The 17,905-nt window shown below is 63.4% G+C and carries 15 protein-coding genes; 8 read left to right on the top strand and 7 right to left on the bottom strand.

Going from position 1 to position 17,905, the window contains the following annotated elements; translation table 11 throughout:
* Nucleotides 1–14: 14 nt before the first annotated feature.
* Together NWF24_RS20175 and NWF24_RS20180 are read right to left on the bottom strand one after the other, a co-directional pair.
* Nucleotides 15–350, bottom strand: a complete 336-nt coding sequence (locus tag NWF24_RS20175; protein ID WP_258350077.1) for a tRNA-binding protein — start codon at nt 348–350, stop codon at nt 15–17.
* The gene (locus NWF24_RS20180) at nt 343–1,791 is read right to left on the bottom strand and encodes an FAD-binding oxidoreductase (RefSeq protein WP_258350078.1); all 1,449 of its coding nucleotides are present in this window, start codon (nt 1,789–1,791) and stop codon (nt 343–345) included. Before NWF24_RS20180 ends, NWF24_RS20175 begins: the two co-directional genes overlap by 8 nt.
* A gap of 91 nt (nt 1,792–1,882) precedes the next feature.
* Here NWF24_RS20180 and NWF24_RS20185 point away from each other — a divergent pair, with 91 nt between their 5' ends.
* Nucleotides 1,883–3,469, top strand: a complete 1,587-nt coding sequence (locus tag NWF24_RS20185; RefSeq protein WP_258350079.1) for a PucR family transcriptional regulator — start codon at nt 1,883–1,885, stop codon at nt 3,467–3,469.
* Between the two features lie 6 nt (nt 3,470–3,475).
* Here NWF24_RS20185 and NWF24_RS20190 read toward each other — a convergent pair whose 3' ends face one another.
* Nucleotides 3,476–4,057, bottom strand: coding sequence for a LuxR C-terminal-related transcriptional regulator (locus NWF24_RS20190; protein ID WP_258350080.1), 582 nt, complete (start codon nt 4,055–4,057; stop codon nt 3,476–3,478).
* 110 nt (nt 4,058–4,167) lie between these two features.
* Here NWF24_RS20190 and NWF24_RS20195 point away from each other — a divergent pair, with 110 nt between their 5' ends.
* The 7 genes from NWF24_RS20195 (at nt 4,168) to NWF24_RS20225 (ending at nt 10,426) form a co-directional block, all read left to right on the top strand.
* On the top strand, nt 4,168–5,433 hold the full coding sequence (locus NWF24_RS20195; protein WP_258350081.1) for a metal-dependent hydrolase family protein: 1,266 nt from the start codon (nt 4,168–4,170) through the stop codon (nt 5,431–5,433).
* A gap of 1 nt (nt 5,434) precedes the next feature.
* On the top strand, nt 5,435–6,202 hold the full coding sequence (locus tag NWF24_RS20200; protein ID WP_258350082.1) for an ABC transporter ATP-binding protein: 768 nt from the start codon (nt 5,435–5,437) through the stop codon (nt 6,200–6,202).
* A complete protein-coding gene (locus tag NWF24_RS20205; RefSeq protein WP_258350083.1) occupies nt 6,199–6,918 on the top strand; it encodes an ABC transporter ATP-binding protein in 720 nt (239 codons plus the stop codon). Before NWF24_RS20200 ends, NWF24_RS20205 begins: the two co-directional genes overlap by 4 nt.
* 63 nt (nt 6,919–6,981) lie before the next feature.
* A complete protein-coding gene (locus NWF24_RS20210; RefSeq protein WP_258350084.1) occupies nt 6,982–8,142 on the top strand; it encodes an ABC transporter substrate-binding protein in 1,161 nt (386 codons plus the stop codon).
* 18 nt (nt 8,143–8,160) lie between these two features.
* Nucleotides 8,161–9,048 carry a branched-chain amino acid ABC transporter permease gene (locus NWF24_RS20215; RefSeq protein WP_258350085.1) on the top strand — a complete coding sequence of 296 codons (888 nt, stop codon included), beginning with the start codon at nt 8,161–8,163 and terminating at the stop codon, nt 9,046–9,048.
* Complete coding sequence (locus NWF24_RS20220; RefSeq protein WP_258350086.1) at nt 9,045–10,019, top strand: branched-chain amino acid ABC transporter permease; 975 nt, start codon at nt 9,045–9,047, stop codon at nt 10,017–10,019. Before NWF24_RS20215 ends, NWF24_RS20220 begins: the two co-directional genes overlap by 4 nt.
* Nucleotides 10,016–10,426, top strand: coding sequence for a hypothetical protein (locus tag NWF24_RS20225; RefSeq protein ID WP_258350087.1), 411 nt, complete (start codon nt 10,016–10,018; stop codon nt 10,424–10,426). The genes NWF24_RS20220 and NWF24_RS20225 overlap by 4 nt, the downstream gene beginning before the upstream one ends.
* Before the next feature lie 252 nt (nt 10,427–10,678).
* Here NWF24_RS20225 and NWF24_RS20230 read toward each other — a convergent pair whose 3' ends face one another.
* The 4 genes from NWF24_RS20230 to NWF24_RS20245 are packed head-to-tail and all read right to left on the bottom strand — an operon-like array spanning nt 10,679 to nt 17,269.
* Nucleotides 10,679–11,491, bottom strand: coding sequence for a DUF7281 domain-containing protein (locus NWF24_RS20230; RefSeq protein WP_258350088.1), 813 nt, complete (start codon nt 11,489–11,491; stop codon nt 10,679–10,681).
* Complete coding sequence (locus NWF24_RS20235) at nt 11,488–12,852, bottom strand: hypothetical protein (protein WP_258350089.1); 1,365 nt, start codon at nt 12,850–12,852, stop codon at nt 11,488–11,490. Before NWF24_RS20235 ends, NWF24_RS20230 begins: the two co-directional genes overlap by 4 nt.
* Entirely contained in the window at nt 12,849–13,487 is a 639-nt protein-coding gene (locus NWF24_RS20240) for a condensin complex protein MksE (RefSeq protein ID WP_258350090.1), read from the bottom strand. The genes NWF24_RS20235 and NWF24_RS20240 overlap by 4 nt, the downstream gene beginning before the upstream one ends.
* On the bottom strand, nt 13,484–17,269 hold the full coding sequence (locus tag NWF24_RS20245; protein ID WP_258350091.1) for an ATP-binding protein: 3,786 nt from the start codon (nt 17,267–17,269) through the stop codon (nt 13,484–13,486). Before NWF24_RS20245 ends, NWF24_RS20240 begins: the two co-directional genes overlap by 4 nt.
* Nucleotides 17,270–17,905 lie beyond the last annotated feature (636 nt).

Genomic DNA, 17,905 nt, shown 5'->3' on the forward strand with positions numbered 1-17,905 from the left:
CCTTTGGTAGGTGTTCAGAAAATCGTGGCCCCGGGAGCCACCGGGCGCTCGGTGGTCAGCAGCACGGGCGCTCCGGAATCGCTGCGTGCGCCCACGACCAGCACCTGCGATTCGAAGCCCCCAATGCGGATGGATCCGAGGTTCATCGCGCACACCACCTGCCTGCCGACGAGGTCTTCCGGTGTGTAGAGCTCGGTGTACTGTCCGCTGGACGTACGAGTGCCGATGTCGCCGAAGTCGATCTTCAGCTTGTAGGCCGGCACTCTGGCCTTGGTGTTGAGCGCGGCCTCGACGATGCGTCCGACGCGCAGCTCCAACCTCTCGAATGCGTTGGGATCGATGTCAGTCATGAGTGGCTTCTTTCATTGCGTCCAGTTGGGGAAGAAACTTGCCCGGGTTGAGCAGGTTCTTGGGATCGAGGGCGCGTTTGATGCGCCAGGCCATCTCCAGCTCTACCCGGGACTTCACGGCCAGCAACTCGTCCCGCTTGGCGACGCCGACGCCGTGTTCGGCGGAGATCGATCCGTTCATCGCCATGGCAATCTCGTCGACGATGTGGGTGATGGATTGGCCGGCTCTGGACAGGTAGTCGGCAGCCGGTTCATCGGCGGGCCGCAGTGGGTTGAAATGCACGTTGCCATCGCCGACGTGCCCATAGATCACCATGCGCGTCTTCGGCTCGACATCGAGCACGCCAGCCGATGCTTGTGTGATGAACTCCGGAATCTTCGAAAGCGGGACGGAGATATCGCAACGAACACTTCCGCCGGTTCGTGTCTGGGCATCCGAGATTTCTTCGCGGATTCGCCAAAAGTCGTTGGCATGCGTTTGCGTCGCGGCCACTGCCGCATCGCGGATGCGTCCATCTTCCAGACCCACTTGCACGACGTCGTAGAAGTCACTCTCGAGTTCCTCTTGCGATCGCCCGGCGCCCATTTCGACGAGCACATACCAGCCCGCACGCGTAGAGAGAGGTGGCCTTGCATCGGGAAGATGGCTCAGGACCAGGTCGAGGGCTGCTTGAGAGATCAGCTCGTAGGCGGTCACATCCTGGCCAACGCATTTGCGCAGTTCTGAAAAGAAGCCCAGTGCGATCTCGGGCGTATCGAACGCCAGGAAGGCCGTGCAGACAGCACGCGGCTGGGGCATCAGCTTGAGAACAGCGGCCGTGACAATACCGAGGGTGCCCTCGGCGCCGATGAAGAGCTGCTTCAGGTCGTAGCCGGTGTTGTCTTTGCGCAGGGCCCGCAGCCCGTGCCAGATGCTCCCATCGGGCAGTACCGCTTCGATGCCCAGCACGAGATCGCGCATGTTGCCGTACCGCAGGACGTTGGTGCCCCCTGCATTCGTCGAGATATTTCCGCCGATCTGGCAACTTCCTTCGGAGCCGATGCGCAGAGGAAAAAGCTTGCGCACCTCCTCGGCTGCCATGCGCGCCTGGTGCAAGGTCACGCCGGCCTCGGCGACCATGGTGTCGTTCACCGGGTCGACAGAGCGAATGCGGTTCATGCGCGACAGGCTGAGCACGATGCTCTCGCCCTTGGCATCGGGAACGGAGCCGCCGAGCAGTGACGTGTTGCCGCCTTGGGGTACCACGGGGATGTCATGCGCGTGGCAGTACGCCAGCACGCGGCTGACCTCGGCGGTGTCGGCTGGCCGGACGACAGCCAGCGCTTTCCCATGAAAGACGCCTCGGTAGTCGGTCGCAAATGGCCGCGTGCTTTCTTCCTCGACCAGGCAATTCGCCGTGCCGACCAGGGAAGAGAGGTGCTCGATATGTGATGAAGGCATGAGACGAATTTAGGAGCGATTGCGACTCGACGATATGTACGAAGAATAGGAATTGATGGCCTATTTCTTCGTTGATTCGTAGAATTTCCGAATGCAACTCGACGAAGCTCTTCGCACTTCACCCCTCCAGGCGGGGGCCGTGGTGGCCGCCTCCGAGCATCTTGCGAGGGAGATTTCCTGGGTTCAGGTGGTCGACCACCCCGACATCGAAAGCTGGGTCGAACCGGGCCATCTGCTTCTGAGTACCGGCTACAACTGGCCGAAAGGCGGGAAAGAAGCTGCCGCGCTTGTCGAGAAGCTCGCCGTCAAGGGTGCCTGCGGCGTGGTGTTGGCTGTCCCGAACTTCGTGGAGCACTTCGCCCTCGAGACCATCGCTGTCGCCGACCGAGTACATCTGCCGCTCATCGAGCTGCCTTGGGAGGTGCCTTTCAGTTCGATCACCCAGTACGTCCATCGCGAGCTCGTGGACCGTCAAAGTCGAGCCTTGGCGAAGTCGGAGCAGATTCACCGCCAACTCACAGAGGCGGCTGCAACAGGCGACAGCCTTCAGGACGTTGCCCGTGTGCTCGGTCAGGTCCTGGAGCGTTCGGTCCAGATCTACTCCGCTGAAGGCGGATTGTTGGCGGCACACGCCATCGAACGGGGCGGGCACGCTTCCCCGTCATTCGAACAAGGCGTCTTCCGGGCGCTGTCCGCCGGCGGGGGCATCAAGGCAATGGACGCGCAGACGCGCGCTGTACGCTGGCACCCACGGCCGTCGCGCTTGGCCACGACCGCCCAGAGCGTGGTGGGATGTGCAGTGCGCAACCGCAATGGTGGGCTCGGCTATGTCCTCGTTGCAGAAGGCGTACCGCCGCTGACCGAGATCGACCTGCGCGCAGTGGAACACGCGGGGACTGTGGCTGCGTTGCAGATCGCACATCAGCGCGAGCTATCAGCCAATGAAGCACGTCTTGGCTATGCGCTGGTCGCTGCGTTGCTCGAGGGGCGTTTCGACGAGACGCCCAGTGCCATCGAGCGCGCCCGTTTGTTGGGCTGGGATCCGGAGCAGCACTATCGATTGGCAACGATCCTGCTCGACGAACCCAACCCACTCTCCAGCGAAGGCCTTGGGCGGCGCGAGCAACTCGCGGGGCAATTGGCACAGGCGTTCCGGCAAAAGAGCGTTCAGCCACTCATCAGTTTGTCTGCCAATCAGATCAACGCACTCGTCCCTGACACCATGGATGTCGAGTGGCTCTGGTCGAACATTGCCCACGGCCGCTCTGCAATGGGCGTGAGCGAATTTCATCGGGGGGTCGCAGGCATGCATTCGGCGGGACGCGAGATCGCCGACCTTATGCCGCACACCAAGCCGAGCCGCATCCACTTCTCCGAGGAGGCCATGTTCCCTCGGGTCCTCGCTGGCGATGCGGCGGCGCGCCGGATCTTCATCACGCGGTTGTTCGGCGCATTGGAGGCGGACAAGCGTGGTCAAGCCCTGATCGATACCGCCATTGCACTTACCGACGAGGGATTCAATCTGCAGCGCACTGCAGACCGCCTCGAGGTGCACATCAGCACGTTGCGCTACCGGCTGGGGCGCCTGGGCGAACTGACCAAGCTGGACCTGGACTCGGTCGAAGGACGCTTCCGGCTCCAGTTGGGCGTGCGGTTGTACCTGGCCGAGCAGTCCTGAGCGGCTTCAGCCGGCGAGCAGGCGCTTTACCAAGTCTGGCGTGCTGCTCACGCTGTACTTGCGCAGCAGGCGAGTCTTGTAGATGTCCACGGTGCGTGGGCTGATGTTGAGTGCCCGTGCGACTTCCTTGCCCGTTTTCCCCTCGATGAGCAGCGCCGCGATGTCGCGCTCTCGCGGCGTCATGGAGCCGCGCAGGGCCGAATTCACCTTGCGCCCGGTCGAGAGGTCGGTGAACGCCCAGAGCGTGTCGTGATGTGGATCGTCCGGCGTGTACGTGAATCCGCTGACGTGCACCCAGAAGAGTTCTCCGTCGAGCCGGCGCATGACGCGGTCATCGGAGAACGTGTGGTGCTTGGCGAGCACGGGCGCGATGCGATCACCGGTTTGTTCGAAGTGCGTTTGCGTGGGATACAGCCGCTCGAAGGAGGACCCCACCAGATCGTCTACCCCTGCTCGAAAGATGGCGGCGAACGCCCGGTTGCACGCAATGATGACGCGATCTCGCCCTAGCGCCTGACCGACCGGCGCATCCTGAAAGGCACGGTGGTAGTCGATCACCTGGTTCTTCTCGGCTGCTTTGTTGCGCATCGATGAAAAGTCCCCTAAGAAAAAACACTTAGGTGTTTGGCACCTATTGTCTTAGGAGTATACGACTCCTAGACTCCTATCGCATTAGGTGCTCAAGACGGAGATTTTTCATGTCGGTGTTTGTTCTGCGGAATGCGAACCTGCTGGACCTCGAGAAGGGGGAGCTGGTCGATGGCATGGACGTCGTCGTTGTCGACGGTCATGTGGCGGAAGTCGGGTCGCGGCTCGCTCAACCGAGGGCGACGGATGCCGTCTACGAGCTCTACGGCCTGACGCTCATGCCCGGCCTGATCGATTGCCATGTGCATGTGACGGCCTCGTCCGTCAACCTGGGGCTTGCGGCACGGTTGCCCAACGCGTTGGGCATCATTCGGTCGCTGCCGATCCTCAAGGGGATGCTTATGCGCGGCTTCACGACCGTGCGCGACGCGGGCGGCGGCGACTGGGCCCTGGGCCAGGCTGCCAAGGATGGTCTGATCGAGTCGCCCCGGCTCTTTACATCTGGCAAGGCACTCTCGCAAACCGGCGGCCACGGCGACTTCCGTGCACGCAGTGACCAGCTCGAGTCCTGTGCATGCTCGTTCCGCATCGGAAACATCGGTCGCGTCGTGGACGGCGTGGACGAGGTGCGACGGGCGGCACGTGAGGAGCTCACCAAGGGGGCTACCCAGATCAAGGTGATGGCCAGTGGCGGTGTGACCTCGCCGAATGACCCCATTGGAAACACCGGCTACTCGATGGACGAACTCCGGGCGATCGTCGACGAAGCCACCGCATGGCAGACCTATGTGATGGCGCATGCCTACACGCCGCGCGCCATCCGGCGTGCTGTCGAAGCAGGCGTGAGAACGATCGAGCACGGCAACCTCGTGGACGAGGCAACAGCCGTGCTGCTAGAGGAGTCTGGGGTGTTTGTCGTCCCCACCTTGATCACCTTCGACATGCTCTCTCTCGAGGGTGCCTCTCTCGGTCTTCCGCCGGAGTCGATTGCCAAGGTGGACGACGTTCGCCTGGCGGGCCGCGAGGCCATCGCAATGCTACATCGAGCCGGCGTGAAGATGGGATATGGCAGTGACCTGCTGGGCGAGTCACACCGACACCAGAGCGAAGAACTGCGGGTGCGCTCCGAGATCATCGGCAATCTGGAGGCATTGCGTAGCGCCACGACAGTCGCAGCGGAGATCGTCCAGCACGCCGGCAAGCTGGGCGTCATCCAGCCCGGCGCCATCGCCGATCTACTGGTCGTGCGGGGCAACCCGCTTCACGATATCGGCGTGCTGACGGGGCAAGGCGAAAACATCGCAGCCATCATGAAGGATGGGAAGTTCGTAAAGAACGAGCTGCCTGCGCGCCCTGGCACTGTACTGGTGAACTGACATGGACGCACTTCTCGAGATCTTGGACGTGCGGGCCACGTTCGGCGGCCTCCATGCGTTGGATGGAGCGACCTTCAATGTCGCACGCGGCAAAACGACCGGGCTGATCGGTCCCAACGGCGCTGGCAAGACGACGCTTTTCAATGCCATCACCGGATTGCTGCCCCAGGCCTCGGGACGCATCACGTTCAATGGCAAGGACATCTCGGACCTGAGGCCCGAAGGCATCTCTCGCTCGGGTCTGATCCGGACGTTTCAGTTGGCCCGGGGTTGCCCGCGGATGACCGTCTTCGAACATCTGATGCTGTACGGTCCAAGTCAAGAGGGCGAGGAGTTCTTCGCTGGTCTCTTCGGCGGCATGGCCGTTCGCACCAGAGAAGAAGCCCTGCGGGAAAAGGCATGGGCGATGGCACGCAGGCTGCGCTTGGATCATGTCCTTGACAACCTTGTACCGGCCCTGTCGGGTGGCCAAAAGAAGCTCCTCGAGATCGGTCGCGCGCTGCTCGCGGAGCCCGAGATGATCCTCCTGGATGAGCCCATGGCCGGCGTCAATCCCACGCTGGTGAGCGAGATCGCGGATCAGCTCGAAGTCGTCAAGTCCGAGGGGATCACGATCCTCCTGATCGAGCACGAGATGGCACTCATCAAGCGCCTGTGCGAGGAGGTTGTCGTGATGGCCGAAGGCAAGTACCTGACCCACGGCAGCTTCGACCAGGTCACCTCGGACCGTCGCGTTCAATCCTCTTATCTTGGAAGGAGCCGCGCATGACGACTCTGAATGTGCGTGACATCCGCGGTGGCTACGGCAGCGCAGACGAGATCGTCAAAGGCATCGATCTCGAAGTGAAGGCGCGTGACCTTGCGGTGATCATCGGCCCCAACGGTGCTGGCAAGTCGACGTTCCTGAAGCTTGTGGCCGGCCTCCTCAAGCCGAAGACCGGCCATGTGGAGATTGATGGACGCCATCTCATGCCCGGCAGCGCACAGGACGCCTGCGAACAAGGCCTGAGCTTCGTGCCACAGGAGCGCAACGTCTTCCAGAGCCTGACCGTGCGGGAAAACCTCGAGATGGGCGGCTACCTGGTGCGCTCGGAACTCAAGTCCAGGGTCGAAGCGCAGCTGGAGCGATTTCCCTTGCTCAAGCCGCGCCTGAAGCACAAGGCCGGAAATCTGTCCGGCGGCCAGCGCCAAGTGCTCGCAATGGCTGTCGCGCTGATGACGCAGCCGAAGGTGCTGCTGCTGGACGAGCCGACTGCGGGCCTTTCGCCGGCGGCAGCCGACGAGGTGTTCGACCTCATTCGCGAACTCGCGGGACAAGGCCTCGCCATCCTGATGGTCGAACAGAACGCGTTGTTGGCACTCGAGTACGGCACGCGGGGGCTGGTTCTCGTCGCCGGGCGAAAGCTCCGCGACGCGAGTGCCTCGGATCTGCTGGCGGACGACGAGGTCCGCCATCTCTTCCTTGGCGGCGCACAGATTCACTGATTTCAACTTCCTTGGAGCATGGCTATGACTAGCAGAAGATCTTTCCTGACGACAAGTACCGCTGTGGCCTTCGGGGCAGCCCACCCGCTCCTTTGGGCGCAGAACAAGGAACCGATCAGGATCGGCATCCTGATCCCTTTGACGGGCGCTACGAGTCAATTCGGCGCGACGATGAGTCGGGCAGCCCAGATCGCCGCCGAGGAAATCAACGCCGCCGGCGGAGTCAACGGACGCCGCGTGGAAGTTGTCATTGAAGACGACCAGAGCAATCCAGAGGCATCGGTGCGCGCAGCGCGCAAGTTGATCGACGTCGATCGCGTCGTCGCCATCGGCGGGTCGTACGCCTCATCGGTGACGTCGGCGATCGCACCGCTTTGCTGGGAAAGCAAGACCGTCCTGGCTACGTCCTCGGGTGCGGACAGCATCACGAAGCTGCCTCACCAAGGCTATATCTTCCGCACGTCGCCGACGGTCACGCTGCAGGGCACGCGAGTGGGCGATCTCGGCATCGAACTCGGCTGCAAGAAGATGTTCTTCATGGGGCCGCAAACGCCTTTCGCGCAGTCGTACATCGACATCATCTCGGGCATCTTCACGCGCGCGGGCGGTACGGGCGCAGGACTGATCTACGAAGACAAGAAGTCCAGCTATCGTTCAGAAGTGGACCAGGCGCTGCGTGCCAAGCCCGATGTGATTGTGCTCGGAGGCTATGTGCCGGATACGTCCGTCGTGCTGAAGGATCTCTATCGCGCCGGCTACGACGGCAAGCGTATCGGCTTCTCGTTCGGCATCAACCAAAAGCTGGTCGAAGCGGTGCCGGCTGAAGTGGGAGAGGGCGCCTATTCACTGGTCCCGTCGGCTTCCGTGAACGCTGGCGCGTACAAGCGACTGATCGCGAAGATGAAGGTCGAGGCCCTGGACAGCTATTCCTGCCAAGTCTACGACCACGTCAACCTCGTGGCGCTCGCGCTGGCCAGCGCACCCGCTGCCGAGGCCAACGGCACGACGGTGCGAGACAACCTTCGGGGCATATCCCAGTCGCCACAAGGCAAGGTTGTCGACAGCGCCCCTGACGGCCTGAAGCTCTTGAGCTCGGGAAGTCGCATCAACTTCGACGGGGCCAGCGGACCACTCGAGTTCGCGGACAACGGCGACGTCAAGGGCGTCTTCTTCCGCTACGAGCAGATCCAGAAGGGCAAGCTCGCGGTGACCAAGGTCGCTTGATCGAACCGAAGGACCGAGATGTTCTCCGACATTGTTCAACACCTGGTCAACGGTTTGGTGATGGGGGCAGTGGTGGCCCTGCCTGCCTTGGGCTTGACGCTGATCTTCAGCGTGCTTGGATTCATCAACTTCAGCATTGCGGCGCAGATGACGGTGGGCGCCTATGCCGGTTGGCTGGTCAACAGCTATCTGCACTGGCCTCTTGTCCCAGTTCTTGTGGTGGCATTTGCGACCGCTGGAGCGGTGGGTATCGTTGGTGATCGGCTGGCACTGGTCCCTATGCGCCGCAAGATCTCGGCGCACACGCCACTGATGGTCGCCATCGTGTCGATTGCGTTGAACCTCGCCCTGGAGAACGCCCTTCGCTTCGGGTTCGGAAGCGATCTGAACAGCTTCGATATGCCCGTCGCCCGGGACGTCCAGTTCGCAGGCATCCGAGTCGGCCCGCAGCAGATGCATAACCTTGGTATCGCCCTGGCGATCGCCGTAGCTCTGGCTGCGTTCTTCACGGTCACCCGCGTCGGGAAGGCGATGCGCGCGGTCGCGGACAACCCTGACCTGGCCCGCCTCAAGGGCATCGATCCGGCCAGGCTGTCGAACCTTGCCACGTTCATCGGGATGGGCTTGGCCGGCATCGGGGGCGCGCTGCTTGCCATCGATACCAGTGTGGACCCGTCCACGGGATCGCGCCTGCTGCTGATCATCTTCTCCGCGAGCGTGCTCGGCGGGTTGACCAGCCTCATCGGTGCAGTGCTGGGAGCGCTACTGATTGGCGTGGTCAGCGAGGTCGCGCTGTTAGCTATCTCGCCTGTCTACCAGTCGGCGACTGCGTTTGTCGCCATCCTGCTTGTTTTGTTGGTCCGTCCGAGCGGCCTGTTTGCCGGCGCATCTGGAGTTCGCAAGTGACCTCGTATCTCATCTTCATGGCCACCCTGGCCGGTATCTATGCACTGCTGTCCCTCGGCCTGGTGACGATCTGGGGACAGGGCGGCATGGTGAATCTCGGCTTGGTCGGCTTCTATGCCGTCGGCGCCTACACGTCGGCCCTGCTCTCGAAAGCTGGAGTGCCGATTGGCATATCTCTGGCGTGTGCGGCTCTTGTGGCGGGTGCGGTCGGCGTGGTGCTGTCATATGTAACGCGGCCCTTGCGTGGCGACTATCTGGCGATCGTCTCGCTGGGATTTGCTGAAGTGATCCGGCTCATCGCGACCAATGAAAAGTGGCTCACGGGTGGCAGCGACGGCCTCTCGGGCATTCGCTCTCCGCTCAAGGTCGAACTGGGTGCTGCTCACCCCTGGTTCTATCTACTCTTGGTGTGGGCCATCGTCGGAGCTACTGCGTTCTGCCTCACGCGACTGTTCAGATCGCCCTACGGACGTGCCCTGCGCGCGGTGCGAGATGACGAGCAAGTAGCTGCGGTGGCGGGAAAGCCGGTGCTGCAACTGAAGCTCAAGACGTTCTTCGTGGGTGCAGCACTGTCGGGGGTCGCCGGCGGAGTCTATGCACACCTGACCAGCTATATAGCGCCCGATGGCTTTGTGCCGCTGCTGACAATCTACATCTTCCTTGCGGCCACGGCCGGTGGCTACACCCGGGTGCTCGGGGCCGTGGTCGGCTCGGTTGCCGTGGTGGCACTTCTGGAGTCGACGCGATTTGCAGCGGCTGTGATTCCCGGCCTCACGGCCGTACAGATCGCTTCCCTGCGAGAGTTCGTCATCGCGATCAGCCTGATCGTGATCATGCAACTCAAGCCAGAAGGGATGTTCCGTAGTGTCAATCAGAAGGCTGCGCCGGAACGCGCGCCGCAGCAAATCCCTCGCGCGCCGGTTATCAAACCGGCACAAAGTTCTAACGACGGCCTGGCGAGCCGAGCATGAGCTCTCAGCAGAATTGGTCGGGCTTCGCAGAACGCTTGGCACTGCGTGTCAACTTCGATTTGATGACCATCCTCGAGGTGGACTGGGAATCGAATCTTGTAAGGCGCAGCTTCTCCACCGACGAGAAAAATTATCCGAGCGGCGGCGTGAAACGGCTGATGGGAAGTACGTGGGCGACTCAGGTGATCTTCGACGGTCAACCGTTTCGCTCACAAACGAGCGTCGAGTTCCGGTGTGCATTCTCGGACTACAAGACCCTGGAAGCGCTCGACCTCTTCTATGCGCTGAACGTGCCTTGTCAGGAGTGGGGCCGAACAGTCAGGATCATCAATCTACTGCGTGGCGTGAGCGCGTTTCCCGAACAGGCAATTGACGCGATACTGCAACGAGAAGCGCTTCGTCGATGACGGGAATCAACTGTGACGAAATGGTGGCGGGCAACAGCGTGCGGCGATGGAGCTATGCCCATTAGTGACCGCTGTGGATCGCACCGCGCGTTTGCGTGAATCGGCGCGACTGTCGGCAATCAGTCTTAAGCAGAAGTCCATTTGCTCGCCGTCGAATTCGGCGAGCATGCCTCGGTGGCGGCAGTGGATTCCAGGCTTCTTGCCCAAGTCAAACCGATAGCCAAAGATCCCTACAGCACGCAGCCGTCAGCATCAGTCGCGTTCCGGAAAAGCTTCCTGGTTGAGGCCGCGAGTCAGCAGGCGCATACGGGCCCAGGCCGTGGCGATGTCCTGGTCGGCGCAGGCATCCAACTGCGCCCGGCACCCCGCCTCCTGCGCCGCATAGAGGTCATGACGCTTTCGCTCGATCACCAAGGCTTCCAGCAGTTCCCAGGGCGGCAGGCAAAGCGCCTCGCGACGCGGCAGCCCGGCGGCCATCAAAAGCCCCTGTGGATCGAAGTCGAAGAGTCCGAGAACGGGTCGTGTGTCACCGGCGACCAGGCGGCTGGCCGGACCTATCCGGAACCAGTCGGGCGCGCCGCGGAAAAGGACGAGCGCCCTTCTCCGTCTCCCGCCTTCAAGGAGGTAGGGCTGCAGCCACGCATAGCGATGAACCCGCTGCATTGACTCTAGGTTCTCGCACACCACCAGCACCTCGTAGGGCAACGCCAGTGCGTCGCGCCACTTCATGGCGAGGAAACTGCCTTCGGGGGTGGCAATGCCCGGCACCCCGATCGCAACCACCGCGACCAGGCCTTCGGTCACCGGCGCTGCAAAGGCTTTTTCAGAGCCAGCATCGTTAGCGTCGGAGCGTTGCCGCCCGACTGCTGGCGCCTCGACCGAGTACCCAGCGTTGCGCAACTTCGTCTCGGCCTTGATGAAATCCGCTTCCTCGTAGAGGACCGCGCGCCCGCGAACCCGCCCTAAATCCTGCGTGTCCGCCATTTCCTTGGCAATCGCAGAGCTCAGCTTGGGCGACCGGTTGGCCACCAGGTTTCGCATGAAGGAGTAGTGGGCGGGTGTCATGGGGCTGGGATTGCCTCGACAGGAGCCGCCGTAGGCGACTGGCGCTGGGCTTTCCCGACCTGGCGCCCGAGCGTGCGCTTGAAGAGCGCGATAGCGTCCGGCGTGGGCGCCACCAACGCGTCGCTGAAGGTGTGGCGGAACCGCTCACCTGGTGCAGCAGGATCGGCAACCAGCACCACCCGGAACTTGTACGGGCGCAATGCCGACGCCGCGAAAGCGAGCCAGAGCGCCGGCGCCATCGAGCGTGCCGCGGCGTCGCCGGCGCGCCACTCCATCACCGACAAGGACTTGGCCCCTTCGGTCTTGGCGTGTGCGATCGCTGTAGCCGCCAAGCGGGCGAGAGATCGCATCGCGGGCGTCTCGGGGGCGCTGCGCGCTGGCTTGGGGTCCGCGCGCTTGATGCGCGGCGCCTCCTCCGCCGGCGGCGCTGCCACGGGCGCCTTCGGGAGCGAATGCACCTCGTCGCGCATGAGCTCCTTCATGCTGCGATCGTCGTCCTGCGGATCCATGTGGATGCGCAGCGGCGGGATGGGTGCGCCGACGAAGGGCTTGGACAGCAGAAAGGCCGGCAGGTCCTCGGACAGGGCCGGCTCTTCGATCCCTCGCCAGGCGGGGTTCTGGCGCAGCAGCATGGCCGTGCGCGCGAGCAGCACGTTCTTACGCTCGATCTCGCGCATGCTGAAGAGCTCGCGCCGGATCTGGCTCTGGTATTGCGAAAGTGTCTGCGTCCAACGGGGCAACTGCCCCTGGATCGTGTTGCGCAGCATGGCGGCCAGAGCCTGCAGCCCCCGCTCGCGCGCCTCGCCCTCTACGCGCCCCACCGCGCGGCTCAGGCGCGCGAGGTCGTTGCTCATGAGCTCGCTCTGGCGCTGGTAGTAGCGGTTCTGGCTGCTCTTGGCGGCGAGCGACGTGACGTTGCCGAAGCGCGTGCTCAGAAGGAGACCCAGCAGGCGCAGGTTACGCTCCACCATGTCCGAGATGTCGAAGGCATCCTGCTCGATCTGCCCGGCCGCCTCGTCGGCCTGCTTGAAGTCGCCGGCGGCGCGCAGATCATCCAGCTCGTTCCAGACCATCGGGATCTGCTCAACCAGCTGACCGATGCCCGTGAGGCTTTGGTAGGCCGGATGGATCTGCAAGACGTCGTTGGCGAACTCGCGTAGGCGGCTATGGAGCCGGTATCCGCGCTCGCCGGCGGGGCGAAGGACGTTGAGCTCACGCAACGAGCGGATGGCCGGGTCGGTGGCCGCGACCTCTCCGTCCACGCCTACAAGCTCCCGCAGCGCCACCTCCACCACGTCGACGTGCCGACTGAGGGCCGCGAAGACCGGCTTGAGCGGCGAACTCCGGTTGGGATTGCTCATTCCTTGCCAGCCTCCGGCAGGCGCATCTGCTCCTGGTCCACCACCGAGGCGTCGCTGATCAGTTCAGTGTTCTCCGCGATCACATCGAGCACGGCGTATAGGAACTCGATCTTGCCGGTGAGCTTGTAGCCACGGCTGTCGTTCGGCACGGGAACGGCATAGCGCTCCTTGACCAGGAACTCCAGCATGCGCGACATCCGGTCATTGCTGCTCGCGTCCAGGCGTAGGCCCGACAGCGCCAGCTCCATCACCTGCTGCTCGAGCGCCGGCGTGAGACGCACGCGCTCGGCCAGCTCCGACTCCCAGAGCGTGAGTCCCGGCTGCAGGTGCGCGTCCTGTCCTTGGGCTTGCCGAATGGCCTCCAGCACGGGAACGACTGGAGAGAGCGTTGCGCGCACATTGCGCAGCGAGTCACGGACAGCCGAGCGCGCTTCGGCATCGGCCACCTCGGGCGCCAGGAAGAAGGCGCCCTCCTCGCTCAGACGCACCAGGCGCAAGCCCAGCTGCCCCACCCAGGCCTCGGCGGCCGCGCGGTGCTCTTCCTCGATCAACATGTCGTAGCTGGCCGGATGGGCGACGGGGCAAATGAACTCGCCCGCCAGCAGGGATTTAAGGGTGCTTGCCAGCTTGCTCATTGCACGGTCTCCTCAGCTTCCAGGTCGATCTCCTCGTCGTCAGCATTTGACTTGACGAGCGAGCCGTCGTCCTCAAAGAGATGCGCGCTGGCAAAGAGGGCTCCCAGCGCCGGGTCGATGCTTGGCGCCGCGCACACGGCTGTGACGTTCTGGTGCGTGAGCGCATCCAGGTACTGCAGCATGTTGCTAGGGCTGACGCGCCCCACCTCGTCGAGCACCCAGGTCATGCCCACCGGCGAGCGTGGCCCCCGAACGATGCCCAGGAACCCGAGCAGGAACATCATGGTGATCAGCACCGTCAAGCCCGTGGACGACAGGCCCTGCATGGACCGGTCGTTGTCGATTTTGATGGGTCTGCCCATCTCCTCGAGCTCGAATGCTAGGCGCACGTGCTCGTCGAGGTCGACGCTCAGCGTACCGGTGTCGGGGATCTGGTCGCGGAAGGAGCGAACAAGGGCGACTTCCTCTTCGGAGGGCAGCTGCGGATTTGCTGCAAGCGCCGTGCGGTGGGAGCTCAGGCGCGAGAGGCTCACGTCCCGCATCTCGCGCAGCGCCTTCAGCGCCGGACTCGAGGTGGCGCTCGACGAGATCTTGATCTGCAGGTTGTTGAACCGCTTGAACCCGGTCGCCTGGTCCAGTGCGCGCTGGAACTGTCGGTTGAGCTCGTCCACCCGCGACTCGAAGTTGGCGATGTGGTTGACGAAGGACTCTGCCGCGGCGAAGTAGCCGTCCATCTCGTGGCGCAGGGCAATGTGGTACTGCCGGTGCGTGAGCGGCTCGAACCAATCGCAGACGGCCCGGCCCCAGTCGACCGCCCGCTCATGTGGCAGGTAGGCATCCCCCATGCCGTCTTGCTCACGCTGCTGCACGAGTGCGTTGTGGGCGGCCTGGACGCCGTCCAACCACTGTGAGATCGAGCTCTGCCGTTCGCGCATCCGCGAGCACAAGTCGCGCGTGACGCTTTCCAGACGCTGGGTCGCGGTCCCGAGTATGTCCAGGCGGGTCTTGGTGGTGGTGCTGAGGGTGTAGTAGGCGTCGTCCCCCACGTGCGCCGGCCCCTGCAGCCGGTACGGCGCGAGCTGCTGTGTACGCAGGCGCCGAAGGTTGTCCAGTTCCTCCTGGTTGGCGTTTCGGGAAGAGCGCGCCTTCGCCTCTGCGGTCGTGAGCGCCGCACGCTTCTCCGTCAAGCCCTTCTCGAACTTGGTCTTCTCGTCGGCCGCGGCTTCGGCGCGCCGGCGAAGCTCCTGCGCCCGGGCTTCTCGCTCGGGCTTGAGCGGCAACAGCTCCAGCTCGAACTTGCGCCAGGCCGCGACGTTGTGTGCATTCTGCGCGATGGCCACAAGCTTGGCGTCCAGAGCTCCGATCCGTTCGTTCAGCACCTGCACTTTGGCCGGGTCTACGCCCAGGCCCTCCAGGGCCCGGTCATGTGCCTCCTGGGCCTTAACACGCTGTTCCTTGTCGCCGGTGTCCGCAGCGCCAGCCTCCACGGTGAGCTGCGCAAGTGCCTCGTCGCGCTGGGCCCTGAGCTTGCCGATCCGCTCGTCGAACTGGCGCAGCACAGAGCCGCGGCGCGCCTGCTCGTCCTTCGTCAGCGTGTTGAATTCGCTGGTGAGCGCTGACACGGCCAAGCGGAGCTTGGCTGCCTCCTCAGCGTGGCCCTTGCGCACGCGCTCCAGCTCGAGTGCGACGTGCTTTTTCGCGCGATCCACCGCCTCTGCTGTGTCGACCTGATTCGTCGTAGCGCGATTGAGCTCGTGCTCGCCAGTCTGGAGCGCCTTGCGGGCGGCATCCAGATCGGCCTGCGCCTTCTTGGCCGCGGTGTGAGCCTCCTTGTGCCGGGCTCGGATGCTTTCCAGGTTGTCGGCCGACGCGGCGATGCGAGCACGCGCACCGTCCTGCGTCGCCCACTGGGGCAACTCGATCGGCGCTACGTTCAACCGCAGAAGCCCGACGTCGACTTCCTCGCTTTCGTCGGCGTCCGGCCCATCCTGCTGCGTCAACTCGGCGGCGCGGAAGGCGCCATCCTCGAAGCGCGCGGTCAGGTCGGTGCGCAACAGCCGCTCGGGATCGAGCACCTTCGCCACGCCGGTCCACAGCGCAGCCGGCTGTGCGCGCAGCGTGGCGAGGACGCTGCCCGCCGGCGGGTTGAGTTGCGCCTGCAGGACCTCGTGGTGCGCAGCCGCGTCTGCTAACTGAGCTTCCGCCTGGTTCAGGGCCTGCAGGGTCTGTGTCTGTAGCCCGTCGCCCGACCTCACCTCAAGGCGCGTGCGCTCCACATGCTGTTTGCGCTCCGACAGAACCTGGTTGGCCTGCGCCAGCGACGCCTCGGCGCCGGCAAGGTGCTCTTGGGCTTCCTCGGGCGCCTCGGCCACGCGGGCTAGCGCCTCGTGGGATCCGATGTCGCTTCGATGTTGTGCAATTAAGTCGTCGATTTCGATCAGACGGGGCGCCGCTGGTGCCGAATCGAACTCGGCAATCACGCCGTTCCGCTCCTCCTCCACCGCGGCGACCTGTGCCTCGCACTCACGGCTGGCGGTCTCACGCAGGGTCTGGATCTGTCCTTTTCGGGCCTGAAGGTCCCTTTCGAGGTTGGCCAGCGTCACCTGTAGGGCCTGCTGCGCATCGTTCGCGCGCTCGGTCAGGCTGTTGCGCTCGGTGGTGGCCACCTGCTTGTCATGGGTGTACTGGCCCTGCAGGGCGTGCTCCGCCACCATGCTCTTGACGCCGATGGAAGTGAAGTGCCGATCTTGTCCCTGGATCTCCTCCACGGCGGCTGTGGCGCTGGCGAGCTGGGTTTTGGACTCGCTGACCGCCCTGGCGTGCGTTGCGGCGCCCTCGGCGGCGGATTGCTCTAGATCGTTCATCGCGACGGTGAGCTTGCCGAGCTCGAGATCCAGTTGATCAAGAGTGGCGACGCGGCGATCGATGCTCAGGTCGCAGGCGGCGCGCAGCGACCCCAGGTCCAGGGCGATCTGCCCGACCTTGCCGGCCTGCTCTTCGATGACCTTCTTGCGCGCCGTGTCGTTGAGCACTTCCTGCGCATGCTTCACGTTGGCCAGCCAACTGTCGACGTCCTTGCGATCCTTGCGTAGCTGCCGCGCGTTGGAGTTGCGGGCGCCCTCAAAGGCCGAGTCGTTCAGCCGCTCAAGCACCAGATTCTGCAGGTCGCGGAACGTGATCTTCTCGGAAGTCATGGCCACGGCAATCAGATCCAGGCCGAACAGGCTGGACGGGCCCAGAGAATGCCGAGCGGCCCAGGGGCGGAGGCTGCGTGCCTCCTTCGTGTGGCGATGCTCGTAGAGGATGACGCTGCGGTACTCGTGCAGCTCGAACCGCGGCGAAACCTCGATGTTCATGGCCTCGAGGCGATCCTTGAAGCGGTCGCGATCCACGAAGTCACCGTTCTCGTCGACGAAGTAACTCTCCTTGTAGCCGCCCTCGACGATCACGAACTCGGGCCGCTCGGCCCCTGGCTTGGCGAACATGACCGCCAGGCGCACATCATCTTCGGTCTCGCGCTCGTATTCGAACGCCACTGCGCTGCTTGGGCCGGGCAGTGTGTAGCCGATCAGGTGGTGCTTCTGGGTGCCCCGCAAGATGCGCTCGGGGCTTGCCCCGTAGAAGAGAGGAATCAGCCGCATGAAGCTGGACTTGCCAACGCCGTTTTCGCCGATCGCCATCGTGTGGGCGCGGAGATCGAGCAGCGCGATCTGCTGCGAAGCAGCGTTCGTGCTCGCATTGCGAATGTTGACGGCGAAGACTTTGCGAAGGCGATGGGGCATAGAAGGGTCCGTTTTCGGCCCCTAGAGTAGCTGAAAGCCACGGGCATCAAATGCCACTCGTATGCAATTGGCAAAGAAAGCAGAAATGGCGGTATTGGTCAATTCCTGCATTGTGCTAACTGATTGCTGGTCTCCCCCAACCTTGGACTTTTAGCTCGCCTCCTGGGAAGGCGAATCGGTGCGCGGATCTGCCCCGATAAATGCTGCCCACCGACCCTGGGTGCACTCAGCACTCCACGCCCTATTCCAAAGTCAGAGTATTCGGTAACTCCGAGTGACGAAAGATCAGAGCGCGAAAGGTTCGTGCCCGAAGGCCCAGAAAGCGGATTACCTACCCCGTCGAAGCGTCTTGAATCAACCCACCTTTTGCCAACCCTGAGGTGGGTCGACCAACCTTCGATAACTATAGGCACTAGAACACCGTTTTATCGACGGTTGGTGCATTCTCACATCTCAACCCGCGATAGCGAAAGTCACGAGCCCCCGTGTCGTCTGCTGGCCAGGCGCCCGCACTCTACTCACGACAAGCAGACGCTTGCCAAGAGTAGGTCTGACTTGCAGGTCGGGCCAACACTGGGTTGCCGACAAGCGCTTGCATAGTCAATCTCCCTCGCTCCCGTGTTTATGGGATGCCGA

The organism is Variovorax paradoxus (assembly GCF_024734665.1).
GTDB lineage: Bacteria > Pseudomonadota > Gammaproteobacteria > Burkholderiales > Burkholderiaceae_C > Variovorax.